Raw genomic sequence first — 14723 nt, 5'->3', positions numbered from 1 at the left:
CGCGGCTGGTCTTTGCCGGCCGCGTTGCGATAGGATCGCCGCCTCCGGGACGGCCCCTCGGGGCGAGTCCTCCGGATCACCACATCGCCAAAGGGGGCTTCCGTGTCATCAGGCGGCGCGCGCGCGCTCATCGACTCGTTCAAGGACATCGTCTCCGTCTCGGCGGCGTGGGACGTCTCGCTCACCGATCCGAAGGCCCTCACCGGCGAGGTGATCGATCGCCTCGTCGAGAAGGCGGTCTTCGGCTCGGACGACGAGCAGGAGACCGCGCGCTGGCTCATCCACGAGCTCGCGAGGCTACGGGGTCTCGTCCCCGCGTCGATCCAGCCTCTCTACGACGCGATGGGGCGGGGCGAGGCCTCGGGCTTCACGACCCCGGCGTTGAACCTCCGCGGCCTCGCCTACGACAGCGCGCGCGCCGTCGTCCGCACGATGAAGAAGCTCTCGGCCGGGCCGGTCGTCTTCGAGCTGGCGCGCTCGGAGATGGGGTACACCTTCCAGAAGCCCGCCGAGTACGCGACGGTCGTCATCGCGGCGGCGCTTCGGGAGGGGCTCACCGGCCCCCTCTTCATCCAGGGGGATCACTTCCAGGTTTCGCCCAAGAAGTACCAGGCCGGCGGGGCGTCGCGGGAAGGGGAGCTCACGGCCCTTCGCGCGCTGGTGGTCGATGCGGTAGCGGCCGGCTTCTACAACATCGACATTGATTCGTCGACGCTCGTCATCCTCGATCGCCCGTCCCTCGTCGAGCAGCAGCGGGAAAACTTCACGGAGGCGGCGGGCCTGGGGGCTCTCGTGAGGAAGAGGCAGCCGGCGGGGGTCGTCATCTCCATCGGCGCCGAGATCGGAGAGGTCGGCGGAAAGAACTCGACGCCGGAGGAGTTCCGTACCTTCATGTCCGGGTTTTCGGCCGAGTTCGCGCGGCTCGGGGGCGTTCGGGGGCCCAGCAAGATCTCGGTTCAAACGGGGACATCACACGGCGGGGTGCCTCTGGCGGACGGCACCGTCGCGAAGGTCGCTCTGGATTTTGGCGTGCTTCGCTCGATCACCGACATCGCGCGCCGAGAGTACGGGATGGCGGGGTCGGTGCAGCACGGGGCTTCGACTCTGCCTGCCGAGGCGTTCGGGAAGTTTCCGGAGGCCGGGGCCGCGGAGGTCCATCTCGCGACGGAGTTCCAGAACATCCTCTTCGATCATCCGGCGTTGCCTAAGGAGCTTCGGGCGGAGATGTACGCGTGGTGCGGGGTGCACTGCGCCGACGAGCGGAAGGCCGGGATGACCGACGAGCAGTTCAACTACAAGGCGCGGAAGAGGACCTGGGGTCCGTTCAAGGCTCAGCTCTGGGGGCTGCCTTCGTCCATCCGGGAGGCGATGCGGGCGACGCTCGAGGCGAAGTTCGAGTTCCTCTTCAAGCAGCTCCGCGTGGACGGCGGGGCGGCCACTGTCGCGAAGTGGGTGAAGCCGATCGAGGTGAGGATGCCGCCGCCGGGGTCGGGGAGGGCGGGGGCGAAGTCGGCCGCGCCGATCGAAACCGGGCCTTCAGGGGCGATCTCGGAGGATTGATCGCCGGATTCAGCCGAGCCACTCCGGCGCCAGTTCTACGAGTGTGCGCAGGAACCGGATCGCATGATGCGATTCCCCATCGTCGGTCGAAGCCAGGTCCAACTTGAATCGGCCCCCCTCCTCCGTGAAGTACCGGTAGTACGTCGACTGAAACTCGTGCCTCAGCCGCCTCGCGCCGCTCGGCGAGCTGAGCGCCTGCCGGATCGACTGCTTCATCTCCTCTGGCGGCAACGCGAGCAGCCCGTCCAGAATCGGCGTGAGCCGCCGTGCGGCGGCGTCCGCCGAGGCGAATCCGAATGACAGCCGGAAAATCGAAGCCTCCCCAGAAGCGCCCACGATCAGCACCGAGGCCTCCGCGAAGTTCGACCCCCACACCGCCGCGTCGAGAAGAGGAATGTGCGCGTTGTCTGTGATCGCCGACGCCACGAAGAGACCGTCTGCGGAATCGATCCCCGGCACGAGATCCTCGATCCGGTAGACCACCGACTCGTCGAAACCCGCGGCGCGAATCGTCTCGACATCCGAAGACGAGAACGCGTACCGATCCTCCCACCGCGAGATCGACGAGGCCGCGAACCGGACCGACGATCGGACACCGAGGTAATGCGCCGCCGCCGACGAGGCGATCACCTCCGCCGCGCCGCCGATGTTCCCGACGACGCCATCGAGACACCGCCCGTCGTCCGGGAAGACGCCCCAGCGAAGTCCCGTGGCGACCACGGGAAAGGCGTCGCCGTCCGCATCGGTCCGCACGTTCGCCCCGAGCGACGCCATCAGCGCGTGCGGATGCCGCGGCCGATCGAGCGAGAAGACGTCGATCCCCCCGCGAGACCGACAGATCGCCGCCAGGATCTCCCCCAGATCCGAATCGACGTGCACTCCCGGGACCTCGAACAGGTGACACCGGTTGAAGTAGAGGTCGGGCACCCTCCGGATCGCCGCCGGCGTGATGTAGAAAAGGCACCCGGACGAGCCCTCCGCCACCGTGCTCTTGGATGTTCCCTCGACCGCATCGACGGCCACCGAGTACGTGACCGAACCAGATGAGCCAAACCTCTGTCCCGCGTAGAGCGTCGGGTTCGACCCGCGCTCGTCGGGCTTCTTTCGCACCCCCTCGCCGATCGCGATCTCGCAGACGGAATCCGATGCCGAGGCGAGCGAGAAGAGCCCCTCCGCCAGCGCGCAAGCCGCCGCGCGATCGTTCCGCTCCTTGATCGACTCCTTCGCCGCGGCGCGTTGATCAGAAGGTAGATCGAGCAGCGCCCCTCGGCCCCGCACCGTCACCGCCAGCGCCGCCACCGCGGCCGCCACCGCGAGCCGGGGACGATGCACGGTCTCCAACTCCCCGCGCACCGGACGCACCGCCTCCCGCAGCGGGATCACTCGACACTCGAGAAGAGTCAGCCCGTACAGCTCGAGGAGATCCCCCGCTCCAGCGGACCACGCATGGATTTCGTCCGGCCCAAGGAGCCGGGCCTCCCGCGAGAAGGAATTCCCCGGCGACAACCGCGAAGGAGGTATTTCGGTCCGAGACCCGGTGATGCTCACGCGCCGCGGCGGGCGAGGCGCAGGGCTCGTCGCTTGTCGGCGGCCGCCGCCTCGGCGCGCTCGGCGTCGGACTCGAGGACGAGAGGCGGCACGGGCTGGGGCTTCCCGTCAGGGCCGAGGCTCACCATCGTGGCGAAGGCGGAGGTCGCCAACAGCCGCCGCCCCGAGCGCGGATCCTCGCAGTGGACGTCCACGCGCACTTCCAAAGACGTCCGGAAAGCCTGCGTGATGCGCGCGTGGAAGCTCATGATGTCGGCGAGCTTGATCGGCGCGATGAAGTCGATGCTGTCGACCGACGCCGTGACCACGATCGAGCGGCAGTGGCGGATGCCGACCATCGCCGCCGCCTTGTCGATGAGGGCCATCACGCGGCCGCCGAAGACGTTTCCGAGGACGTTCGCGTCGCCGGGCATCACCAGCTCGGTCATGTCCACGCGCGAGTCGTCAACTCGGCGAGGAGCTGGAACGGGCGGCTGAGCTTCGCTCACCTCCGGCCGGTGACCTCTTTGAAGTACGCGACGATCTTCGGCGGGAAGTAGCGGGGGTCGAGCGAGAAGCTGCGATCCACCGACACCGCCGAGCGGAAGGCCTCCTCGGCCTGCTGCTTCGAGAGGGTGTCGGCGCCGTTCGAGAGGAGGTACTTCTTGTAATAGGTGGACCCGAGCATCCCCTTGAGCGTCGCGTCCTTCGGGAGGCCGCCGCTCGCCTGGAGAAGAGCGGGGAGCGCGTCGTCGTAGTGGCCGTTGAAGTAGGCCTCGACGGCGCGCCCGTACTGGGCCTGGGCCTCTCGCGCCGTGGCGGCGCGCCGATCGTCGAGGGAGCGGCGCGCGGCGCTGACCGCCCCCTTCAGCTCGGCGGCGCTCTTCGTGACGGCGTCGGGGGTCGCGCCGCGGCGCGCCCCTTCCAGGAGCCCCTGGATCTTCTGGGCGTCGGCGGGGGCGAGGTTCGTGCGGTTGTCGGCGAGAAATCCTTCGGCCTCGGTGAAGACGGGGTTGGCCTTCGCCACGGCGTCGGCGAGGGCCTTGTTCTGCGCCGCGCGCGCCTGGAGGGCCTCCTGATCTTTCCTCTGCTGCGCGAGGCGATCGTCCTCGGCCTTCTTCCGCTCGGCGCTCTTGCCGCGGAGTTCGGCGATCGCGCGGTCGAGCTCCTGGCGTTTCGCGCCGACGGCGGCCGGCGTTTGCCCGCCGCGGATGTCGGTGGCGAGGGTGTCGAGATGGCGCTTCTCGCCGTCGTCGAGGTACTTCGCGTTGTCGACGGCGAACTTCTGCGCCGCCGCGATGTCGGCCGCCGCGGCGTTGAGGGCGGAGGTCAGGGCGGGGTCGGGGCCCATCGGGACGGGTTGAATGGGGGCGGGCTTCGGCGCCTCCTTCACGGGAGGGGGCGTCTCTTTCGGCGTCTCCTTCACCGTCTCGGGGGGAGTCTCCTTCGGCGGTGTCGCCGCCGGGGGGGGAGGGGTGTTCTGCGCGACCTGGGGGGGCGCCCCGCCCGCCGCGGCGGCGGCCTCGGCGGCGGTGCGCGTCTGCCTCAGCTGGGCGAAGAGGTCCTTCGACTTCTGGATGACCTTCGCCTCCTCGCTGGCGTTGAGCTCGTCGATGGCGCCCTTGAAGTCCTTCTTCTGGAAGAGCGCCATGCCGAGGTAGTAGTGCGGGAGGTAGGACTCGAAGAACATGCCGCTGGACTTGAGGGCGTTGGCCTTCTCGTCCCCCTTGGCGTCGATCGCCTCCTTCAGGAGCTTGATCGCCTTCGCGTACTCGCCCGCGTCGTACGCCGCCTTGCCGTCCTTGTAGCTCGACTCCCATCCCGCGAACGCGGGCGAGGGGAGGGCGAGCGCGAGCAGGAAAAGCACGGCGGCGGCGACGCGAACGGCCTTCATTTCTTCTTCTGCGCCTCGTTGAACAGCACGACCATCTCCTCCGAGAAGACCCCAGAGGCGAGCGTGTACGCGGAGTCGAGCGCGTGCACGCGCTGGAACTCGAGGATGGCGAGGTTCCGCCAGATCTCCTTCTGCCCCGGCTGCTCCGACGCCTTGCCGGCGTAGGCCATGCCGAGGTAGAGGTGGAGCGTCAGATCGTCGGTGGTCGTGCGCTTCATCTCTTCCTGGAAGAGGGAGATCGACCTGTCGTAGTTACCCTGGAAGAAGGCCTGCAGGCCGCCCACGAGGGCGTCGGCCTTCGTCGAGGCGGCGGTGGCCGGCTTCGAGGCGGCGGGTGGAGCCGCCGTCGAGGTCGCGGCGGCGGACGGCGGGGCCTTGGGCCCCGCCTCGATCGCGTCCGAGATCTTCCGGAGCTTCAGGTACGCGACAGGGTCGTGCTGCACGACGCCGGCCGCCTCCTCCCTCTGCAGGCTCTTGAGGGCCTCGTTCCCCTTCCCCATGTGGTACTGGGCCATGCCGAGGTAGTAGTACGGGATGTACGACGCGTGCCACATCCCGTACGTGCGCACGTTTCTCTCCGACTTCGCGTTGAGCTTGAGGGCCTGATCGATCTTCGCCTCGACCCCCTCCCAGTTCTCGAGCTCGGCGTCGGCCACCGCCCTCTGGTACGCCTCGTACCAGGGAGGCGAGCCCGGCGTCGTCGGCGAGGCCTGGGGGAGAGGGGCCGCGACGGCGGGCAGGACGGACGCCCAGATCGCGGCCCCGAGGAGCCAGATCGTCACCGCGGCGTGACGCCGCGGGTCAGAACCGGAAGATCGTCGAGACGACATAGGCATTCGCCAGTTTCGAGAAGTCGGCCGCCGCGTCGATCTGGAACCGGTCCTTGACGACGACGCCCGTGCCGACGGTGTAGTGCGTGACGACGTCGCGCGGGGGGAACGAGTCGTTGCTCGAGAAGCTCGACTGCCCGTTCTTGAAGTCCGCGAAGACGCGGGCGTTGTGCTCGCTGTACGCGCCGCCGCGGACGGCCCACGGGACCGATCCCGCGGTGAAGACCCACTCGCCGCCGAGATGGAACTCGTCGGTGTCGTGGATCGTGAACTTCGCCTGCTGGTCGAAGATCGTCAGCACGTTCAGCCCGGACTGGAAGCCGTCGAGGAGCTGCGAGTACTTGATGTGCACCCAGTCGAGCGAGACGGTGAGCGCCGCGAGCGGCCGCCACGCCGCGCCCGCGCCCCAGCTGTCGGGGGTGTTGAAGGTCGTGCTCAGCGGGCTCCCGAGCGACGCCGCGAAGCCGCCCCCGAAGAATCCGTCGTTGGCGACGGTCTCCGCCACCTTGAACTTCATGCCGCCGCGGTAGACGGCGCCGAAGGAGAGCTTCGACCACGGGCGCCAGTGGACTCCGGCGTTGAAGGCGAAGTCGGTGTCGGTGGAGTTGATGTCGGTGGTGTAGAGCGTCTGCGGGATGTTGAAGGTCGGGCTGTTCGGGTCGCTGCTGTCGGTCAGGGTGTTGGTGACGCTCGAGCGCAGGCTGAGGACGCCGATGGCCACGGTCGCGCCGACGGAGATCTTGTCGGTGATCTTGGCCGCGCCGGAGACGTTCCAGACCGAGAGGTCGGACTGGATCGATCCGCGCCCGCCCAGGACGAAGAGGTTCGACGGGTTGTTCGGGTCGAACGACAGCGCGAACGCGTTCGAGGTGTTGTTGTTGGTGGTGTTGAGCTCGAGGCGCGAGATGCCGGCCGCGAAGCGCTTCCACGGGTAGACGTAGGAGATGAACGACGGGCCGAAGGTCGCCCGCGGATCGGTCGTGGAGACGATTCCCTGGCCGCCGCCGAACGCCTGCTGGATCGACGACGAGTCGGCCTTCGAGTCGCGGATCTCGGTGAAGAACTCGGGGCGCGCGAGGAGCATCAGGCCGGCCGGGTTCGCGAGCGAGGCGGTCGCGTCGTCGGCGACGGCGATGAACGCGCCGCCGAGCGCGATCGACCGCGCTCCCGGGTTGCTGAGGTTGAACCGGAAGTCGCGGAAGACCTCTTCGTCGGTGATCGCGAAGAGCGCGGCCGATCCAGCGAGGAGCACGGCGAGCGTCAGGGCGGCCGCCCGGGCGATGAATCGCGTTTCACTTCTCATGCATCTGCCTCCATGGTTTCCTGGGCCCCTCTGGACTCCGTCGTCCAACCGATGGGATGGGCCGTGTGAACTCGAATCGTCGGCGCCGGCTCAAGGAACTCCCGCCGGCATCTTCGACTTGTAGGAGAATCCGGGCATCATCTGGTGCTTTCGGGTCCACTCCCCCGGCGCGATCTGCACGTCGCGCAGGGTCACTTCCTGGAACTCGGGATTCCTGAGGACGACCTCGTAGCGGCCCGGTGGGAGAGGGACGACGAGGGGGGTCGTCGGTCCCGCGTGCCCCGCCTCCGCCGGCAGCGCCGTCGCCTTCCCCCCGCCTGCCTCGCGGATCGCCGTGACCTCGGCCCACGGCTCGGCGTCGATCGCGAGGAACCCCGCGGTCGTCGCCGCGGCCGGGGCGCCCGTGGACGCCGGCGGCGCCCCGGAGGGGGCCCCCGACGGGGCGCTCTGAGGGATCGTCGTGACGGAGGGTTGGGCGGGCTTCGAGCTCCTCATGTAGAGCACCACCCCCACGATGAGCGCGAGGACGGCGGCGCCGCCCAGGATCATCGGCAGGGGCGAGCGCGCCGCGGCCGGCGAAGCGGCGGGCTGCCTCATGGCGGCAGGTTTCGGCGTGGCGGTCGGGGAGGGCTTCGCCTCCGTCTTCCTCTCCCCCTTCGGGAGGGGCTCCGGCCTGCTGACGGCGCGGGAGGGAGGGGTGAACTGCTCGGTGGGACGATCCGGGCTCACCGGCGGAGGGGGCGCGGGGCGCGAGGGTGTCTGCGTCTGCGGCTTCGCCGCCACCGGGGGCGCGGGCTGCGGCCCCGAATCGTCGAGCCTCAGCGTCAGGTTGGGATTGCCGGCGTCGCTCCGGGCCGGGTCGTGCCCGGTCTTCCGCTCCTCTTCAATCTCGGCGAGGATCTGCTCGATGCTCCCCGAGCGCGCCCCGGACCCCGAGGACCCGGACGCCTTCTGCGCCCCCTCGCCGTCGAGCATCACCGTCTTGTCGCTGCCGCCGAGGCGGCGCTCGACGACGGTGAAGAGCGCCGTCGCCTCCCGGTTCTCCGGATCCTTCTTCAGCACCTCGCGGAGCATCGCGGCCGACTCGATGAAGGAGCCTCCTTCGAAGAGCCGCCGCGCGTTCGAGATGCCGGCTCGCGGGTCGAGGCTCGCGGGCGCCATCTGGCGGACCGTCGTCAGCTCGGCGTCGATGTCGCGAATCACCGCCTCGAGATCGTTCGCGAAGTCCTCGCCGGTCTGGAAACGGACGGCGGGGTCCTTCTCGAGCGCCCGGCGGGAGATGGCGACGAGCCTCGGCGGGAGCTCCCGCTCCGTGGGCATCTCGCCGGGCGAATCGTGGACGATCTTGAACATGACCTGCGTGATCGTCTCGCCGGGGAACGGCTTGCACCCCGCCATCATCTCGAAGAGGATGACCCCCGCCGAGAAGAGATCGGAGCGCCCGTCCACCATCTTGTCGGCGCGGATCTGCTCGGGCGACATGTAGTCGACCGTCCCCAGGACCATCCCCGTGCGCGTCATCTCGGAGCTGGCGAGCTTGGCGATGCCGAAGTCGAGGATCTTCGCGGTCCCGTTCTTCAGGATGTAGACGTTGGCGGGCTTGATGTCGCGGTGCACGATCTGGAACTGGTGCGCGTAGTTCAGGCCGTGCAGGATCTGGCTGGTGATCTTGAGCCCCTCCTTGAGGGGCATCGGGCCGTCGCGCTTCATCTTCTTGTGCAGGTCGACCCCGTCGAGGAACTCCATCGCGATGAAGGGGATTCCCTCTTCCTCGCCCATGTCGTAGATGGTGACGATGTTCCGGTGGGTGAGCTTGGCCGCCGAGCGGGCCTCGCGGTAGAAGCGGGCCTTGCTCTCCGCGTCCATGCCGCTCATGGACGCCATCATCGTCTTGAGAGCGACCTCGCGCTCGAGGACCGGATCGAAGGCCTTGTAGACGACGCCCATGGCGCCGCGACCCAGTTCTCCGACGATCTCGTACTTGCCGAGCTTCTGAAGCGCCATGGGCTCCTATCCCGGCAGGGCGGGGAGCGAGTGAGGCAGGGACATCGAGAGCGGAGCGAGTGGCTTACTTCAGGCCATGTTCCTCACCAGGGTCGGAACATTACAACCAGAAGCGAAGTCGTGTCAACGATTGGGGTTCGTCCCTTGCCGCCGGCCTCGTCACCCGAATATACTGCCTGCTGGAGTCCGCGCTCCTCCGCGCCCTCAAAGGAGCCCATGAAAAATCCAACCCGATCGACAGCCGCCGCGTCCCTCGTTCTCGCCGTCTCGTCCTTTTTCGCCGTCCCGGCCTTCTGCCAGGTCGTCGCGCGCATCGAAGGGATCGCCGCAGACGAAGCGGGGAATCCGCTCGAGGCCGTGGAGATCAGCCTCAGGAGAGTTGACACCAACGCCCTGCTCAAGCCGGCGAAGACGAGCAAGAAGGGCTCCTACCTCTATATCGTCGAGCCCGGCGAGTACATCCTGATCGCGAAGAAGGAAGGCTACCTGGTGGTCCGCCAGCTCTCCGAGATCACCAACGGGGACGGCGTCAAGAACTCCATCACATACTTCTTCAACGAGAAGCAGGAGTTCGAGAAGAAGGTCCACGTCTTCGCCACGGGCGACCTGACCAGCAAGTCGAGGAACAAGATCGACTGGGTCCTCACCACTCCCGACAAGCACATGGCGACCGTCAACAAGCTCTACGCCGAGTACAAGGGGGTGCCCGCGACCGATCCGGGCAAGCCGGCCGAGCCGGGGCAGGCGCTCCCGCCGCCGACGGCGGGCACCGGCGACAAGAAGACGTCGTTCGAGCTGGCGATGGACAAGCTCGATCAGAAGGACTACGCCGGCGCGATCCCGCTCCTGAAGGAGTCGGTGGAGAAGGCCCCCGACGATCCGAACAACGCGGAAGGCTACTACCGGCTCGGCCGCTCGCAGTTCGAGACCGACGCGCTTGCCGACGCGGAAACGTCGCTGAAGAAGGCGAAGGCTCTCGATCCGACGAAGACCGGCGTCAGCTTCTATCTCGCGCGCGTGTACGACAAGAAGGGACGAAAGATCCAGGCGGTGCAGGCGCTCGAGGACGAGAAGACGCTGAGCCCGGACAGCGAGGCGGTCGTCGACGCGCTCGCGGGCCTGTACTCCGACACGGGACAGCCCGACAAGGCGATCGAGCTGTACCAGGGGATGATCGCGCACAACCCCGACGACCTCGACGCGTACACCTCCCTCGCCGCGCTGTACAAAGAGACGGGGAACAAGGCGAAGGAAGAGGAGATGTACACGAAGCTCGGGGATCGCGATCCCACGGGAAAGTCTCTCTACAACCTGGGGAATCTCGCCTTCAACCGCGACGAGCCGCAGAAGGCGGACGTCTACTACAAGAAGGTGCTCGAGAAGGACCCGAACCACGCCATGGCCCACTTCCAGCTCGCCTACACGCTGGTGAAGCTCGGCGATTTCCCCGGAGCGGTCGGCCACTTCGAGACGTTTCTGAAGCTGAGCCCGAAGGACGCGAAGGCCGCGGAGGCGAAGCAGATGGTGCAGGAGCTCAAGAAGCTCGCGCCTCCGGGCAAGGCCGCCTCGAAGGGCTAGCCGGGGCGACCGGCGAGAGTCCACATCCGGCCGGCGCCCGCGCCGGCCTTCCGATACGACCAGCAGAGATCCGTGCGGCACGACGTGCACAGATCCGAGGCGTGGATCCCGAGGGGATCGAGGCCGCACTGTTCGGCCAGGGCCCGGTTCGCGGCCACGAGGTCGACCGTCTCACGCCCTCCGCGCTCACCGAAGATCCCGCGCCTGTCCGCGTCGGGAAAGGAGCGGCGGAACGGCGCGAGGACCTCCTCGCCGACCTCGTAACAGCACCCCCGGATCGACGGCCCCATCGCCATCACCATCCGCCCTGGGCGCGCGCCGCCGCGGATCGTGAGCGTCTCGATCGCGGCGGGCACGACCCTCGCGAGCGTTCCGCGCCACCCCGCGTGCACGACGGCGAAGGCCCCCGACCCGGGGTCGAGGAGAATCGCGCCGACGCAGTCGGCGGTCGCGATGGCGGCCGCCCCGCCCCCGGTCGTGACGGCCACGGCGTCCGCCTCCGGGGGGGAGGTCCCGCCGCTCGCGCCGGCGGGGGTCGCGACGATCGAGCCGTGAACCTGCCTCGGCCTCGAGATCGGAATCCCGTCGAGGGCGATCCGCGCGAGCAGGCCGGCGGGGATGGCGGTGCCGGACGCGATCGTCCCGGCCGGGCGGAGCGTGAACATGTGAGCGAGCCCGGCGCCGGCCAGCGGGCCGCAGACGAGGGCGCGGTCCCCGGAATCGGTCTGAAGCGTCGTCCAGTCGGCCATGGCCGCGAGGCTAGCCGCGCGCATTCTCCGTGTCCATCGGCCGTGCCTTGACATTCACGGGGTGCTGCCTCAGACTACCCGGCCTCTCGATCCACAGGACTCGTCGTTGTCGCGCGATCTGCATGACGTCGCGATAGGGAGTTTTCTTCAAACAGTGATGCACTTCCTGCAGCAGCCCGCCGCCCCCGCCGCCGAGGCGCCCAATCTCTTCTTCCAGTTCATCGTCCCGATGGGGCTGGTCTTCGTCATCTTCTATTTCCTCATGTTCCGCCCGGCGAGCAAGAAGCAGAAGGCGGTGGAGGCCATGCTCAAGTCGCTGAAGAACGGCGACCGGGTCATCACGAGCGGCGGCATCTACGGGACCGTCGCGGGGATCACCGACGACATCATCCAGCTCCGCGTCTCCAACGGCGTGAAGATCGACGTCGCGCGCAACGCAATCGCCGGGCTCCAGAAGGAAGAGTAATCCCTCGGAGAATCGAATCGTGTCCAAAGACCTGAGATGGAAGCTGCTGCTCATCCTCGCCGTCGTGGCGATCACGTCGTTCATGGTCTTCCCGGTGCAGGAAAAGGTGCACCTCGGGCTCGACCTGAAGGGCGGAATCCACCTCGTCCTCCAGGTGAGAACCGATGACGCGGTGAAGGCCTCGCTCGATCTCCGCTCGACGTCGCTGACCGAGCAGTTCAACCGGCGGGGGCTCAAGGTCGCGCACATCAACCCGGATGTCGCGGGGGGCGGGCTGGTCATCGTCGGCGCCGACCCCGTCGCGCAGGACGAGTTCCGCAAGGTGTTCTCGGAGCAGCTCCCCTCGTGGCGCGTCTCGAAGGAGGGGAACGACTTCAGGGTCACGATGGGGTCGCAGGAGCTCTCGTTCGCCCGCGAGACCGCCGTCACCGACACCCTCGAGCGGATCCGCCGCCGCGTCGACGCCTTCGGCGTCGCCGAGCCCAACGTCCAGCGGCAGGGGCTCAGCAGCGACCGCATCCTCATCCAGCTCCCCGGCATCGAGAATCCGGAGCGCGTGCGAGATCTGCTCTCGACCCCCGCCTTCCTGGAGTACAAGCTGGTGAGCCTGCCGGCGAACTTCCAGGGGCAGACCTTCGGCGGCCTTCCCGACGAGCCGAGCGTCCTCCAGATGTTCGGCGGCACGCTCCCCCAGGACACCGCGGTCTTCCCCCAGGAGAAGATCGGGGCGGACGGGGCGCGGCAGACGCTCTACTGGCCTCTGACCGTGTCGTCGCCGATCAGCGGCAACGATCTCGTGCTCGCCCGCCGCGGCCAGAACAATCTCGGGATGCCGGCCGTCGACTTCCAGCTCACCTCCGATGCGGGCGTCCGGTTCGAGAAGCTGACGCGCGAGAACCTCCACAAGCAGCTCGCGATCCTTCTCGACAAGAAGGTGATCTCCGCCCCCAGCATCAACGGCGTGATCAACACGAACGGCATCATCGAGGGGAGCTTCTCCATCGAGGAGGCGGACGACCTCGCGCTCAAGCTGAGGTCGGGCGCGCTCCCGGCCGGGACCAACGTGATCGAGGAGCGGACCGTCGGCGCATCGCTGGGTCTCGACTCGATCCGCAAGGGCGTCACGGCGTCGGTCGTCGGCCTCGGCCTCTCGGTCATTTTCATGCTCGTCTACTACAGGGGCGCGGGCATCAACGCCGTGGTCGCGCTCGTCATCAACATCCTGATCATCCTCTCGATGATGTCGTACCTCGGCGCCACGCTCAGCCTCCCCGGCATCGCCGGCATCATCCTGACCTTCGGCATCGCGTTCGACGCGAACATCCTCGTGTTCGAGAGAATCCGCGAGGAGCTGCGCCTGGGGAAGACCGTGAGGGCTTCCCTCGACGCCGGCTTCAAGCGCGCCTTCAGCGCCGTCTTCGACTCGCACGTCACCGCCGTCATCTCGTCGCTCGTGCTGATCCAGTTCGGCAGCGGCCCCGTCAAGGGGTTCGCCGTCTCGCTGTGCATCGGCCTGATCGCGAGCATGTTCACGGCATTCTTCGTCTCCAAGGCGCTCTTCGACTGGAGGGTCGGCCAGGGCCGACGCGTCGAGCGGCTGAGCATCTGAGGAACCGATGCAGATCCTGACAAACCCGAAGTTCGACTTCCTCGGCAAGAAGAAGTATTTCGTCACCGCCTCGCTGCTCGTCGTGGCGCTGAGCATCACCTCGCTCGCGATCCGCGGCATCCCGCTCGGCATCGACTTCCGCGGCGGCGCGGACGTCCAGCTGAAGTTCCGTGAGACGCCGCCGACGCAGCAGATCCGCTCGGGCCTCGAGGCCGCCGGGTTCCACGGCGTGAGCCTCCAGGCGTTCGGCGCGGCCGCGGACAACGAGGTCCTCATCCAGATCGACGCGCACGCGCGGGGCAGCGCCACGGAGGAGCCGAAGGAGCAGGAGGATCTCGCGGCCGACGTCCTCCGCGCCATCCGGACACCCGAGGACACCGCCGCCGCGCAGGGGAAGGTCGATCTCAACGCCGCAGGGGCGAGCGAGATCAAGCGCAACCTCGTCTCGGCCCTGGGGCCCGGACGGGAGGACGAGGCGGAGCGCGCCGCGCTGGCGATCAAGCGCTACCGCAAGGAGCACGGAGAGCTGATCGCCGACGTCGCGATGGTGAAGGCGCTGCCCGAGATCACGCCGGCCGTCGCCGGATGGCTCGGCGCGAGCGCGATCGCCGGGCGCTTCTCGATCGTCTCGATCGACTACGTCGGGCCCGCCGTCGGCGCCGATCTCCGGAGCAAGGCGCGATGGGCGGTCGTCATGTCGCTCGTCGTGATGCTCATGTACATCGCCTTCAGGTTCAAGGCCTGGTCGTACGGCGTCTCGGCGATCGTCACCCTCGCGTACGACGTGATGGTGACCCTCGGGTTCATCTCGTTCTTCCAGAAGGAATTCGATCTCACCGTGCTCGCGGCCGTCCTGACGATCGTCGGGTACTCGCTCAATGACACGATCGTCATCTTCGACCGCGTCCGCGAGAACCTGAGGCTCCGCCGGAGCACGAACATCGAGAAGACGTTCAACGACAGCATCAACGAGACGCTCAGCCGCACCATCCTGACGAGCTTCCTCGTCTGGATCGTGCTGGTCAGCATCTGGGTCTTCGGCGGCAGCCGTCTCGAGCCGTTCTCGTTCGCCCTGCTCGTCGGCTCCATCTCGGGAACCTACTCGACGATCTACATCTCGTCCCCCGTGGTCGTCTGGTGGATGCGCTGGATCGCGGAGCGCAAGAAGGCCGCGGTCCGGGCCTAGCGCCCCGCCGCGCGGGC

At 68.0% G+C, this 14723-nt stretch carries 12 protein-coding genes; 5 read left to right on the top strand and 7 right to left on the bottom strand.

The genetic code is table 11. The features are described from left to right. Window positions 1-102 precede the first annotated feature (102 nt). Window positions 103-1560, top strand: coding sequence for a class II fructose-bisphosphate aldolase (locus HY049_02785; protein ID MBI3447838.1), 1458 nt, complete (start codon window positions 103-105; stop codon window positions 1558-1560). A gap of 9 nt (window positions 1561-1569) precedes the next feature. Here HY049_02785 and HY049_02780 read toward each other — a convergent pair whose 3' ends face one another. The 6 genes from HY049_02780 to HY049_02755 all read right to left on the bottom strand — a co-directional run bounded on the left by HY049_02780 (window position 1570) and on the right by HY049_02755 (window position 9118). Further along, the gene (locus tag HY049_02780) at window positions 1570-2892 is read right to left on the bottom strand and encodes a fructose-bisphosphatase class II (protein ID MBI3447837.1); all 1323 of its coding nucleotides are present in this window, start codon (window positions 2890-2892) and stop codon (window positions 1570-1572) included. Window positions 2893-3104: 212 nt separating this feature from the next. Next, window positions 3105-3536, bottom strand: coding sequence for an acyl-CoA thioesterase (locus HY049_02775; protein MBI3447836.1), 432 nt, complete (start codon window positions 3534-3536; stop codon window positions 3105-3107). Between the two features lie 56 nt (window positions 3537-3592). Beyond that, window positions 3593-4981, bottom strand: a complete 1389-nt coding sequence (locus HY049_02770) for a hypothetical protein (protein ID MBI3447835.1) — start codon at window positions 4979-4981, stop codon at window positions 3593-3595. Continuing rightward, the gene (locus tag HY049_02765; GenBank protein MBI3447834.1) at window positions 4978-5763 is read right to left on the bottom strand and encodes a hypothetical protein; all 786 of its coding nucleotides are present in this window, start codon (window positions 5761-5763) and stop codon (window positions 4978-4980) included. The genes HY049_02770 and HY049_02765 overlap by 4 nt, the downstream gene beginning before the upstream one ends. 19 nt (window positions 5764-5782) lie before the next feature. Beyond that, window positions 5783-7114 (bottom strand): outer membrane protein transport protein, encoded by a 1332-nt coding sequence (locus tag HY049_02760; protein ID MBI3447833.1) that lies wholly within the window; start codon window positions 7112-7114, stop codon window positions 5783-5785. A gap of 90 nt (window positions 7115-7204) precedes the next feature. Next, window positions 7205-9118 (bottom strand): protein kinase, encoded by a 1914-nt coding sequence (locus HY049_02755; GenBank protein ID MBI3447832.1) that lies wholly within the window; start codon window positions 9116-9118, stop codon window positions 7205-7207. A gap of 216 nt (window positions 9119-9334) precedes the next feature. On the opposite strand from HY049_02755, the gene HY049_02750 reads away from it, so the two are divergent. Further along, a complete protein-coding gene (locus HY049_02750) occupies window positions 9335-10696 on the top strand; it encodes a tetratricopeptide repeat protein (protein MBI3447831.1) in 1362 nt (453 codons plus the stop codon). Here the strand turns inward: HY049_02750 and HY049_02745 are convergent. After that, entirely contained in the window at window positions 10693-11469 is a 777-nt protein-coding gene (locus tag HY049_02745; GenBank protein MBI3447830.1) for a polyphenol oxidase family protein, read from the bottom strand. The genes HY049_02750 and HY049_02745 overlap by 4 nt on opposite strands. 133 nt (window positions 11470-11602) lie before the next feature. Here HY049_02745 and yajC point away from each other — a divergent pair, with 133 nt between their 5' ends. From yajC to secF, 3 genes are read left to right on the top strand one after another with little or no spacing between them, the layout of a single operon-like run. Then, complete coding sequence (gene yajC / locus HY049_02740) at window positions 11603-11911, top strand: preprotein translocase subunit YajC (protein ID MBI3447829.1); 309 nt, start codon at window positions 11603-11605, stop codon at window positions 11909-11911. A gap of 19 nt (window positions 11912-11930) precedes the next feature. Then, a complete protein-coding gene (gene secD / locus HY049_02735; GenBank protein ID MBI3447828.1) occupies window positions 11931-13520 on the top strand; it encodes a protein translocase subunit SecD in 1590 nt (529 codons plus the stop codon). Window positions 13521-13527: 7 nt separating this feature from the next. Then, on the top strand, window positions 13528-14706 hold the full coding sequence (secF, locus tag HY049_02730) for a protein translocase subunit SecF (protein MBI3447827.1): 1179 nt from the start codon (window positions 13528-13530) through the stop codon (window positions 14704-14706). Window positions 14707-14723: the final 17 nt, after the last annotated feature.

It is taken from the genome of Acidobacteriota bacterium (assembly GCA_016195325.1).
Taxonomy (GTDB): Bacteria; Acidobacteriota; Polarisedimenticolia; order JACPZX01; family JACPZX01; genus JACPZX01.
Note: the sequence above shows the minus strand (reverse complement) of the source record. Positions and strands in the feature narration are given on the sequence as shown.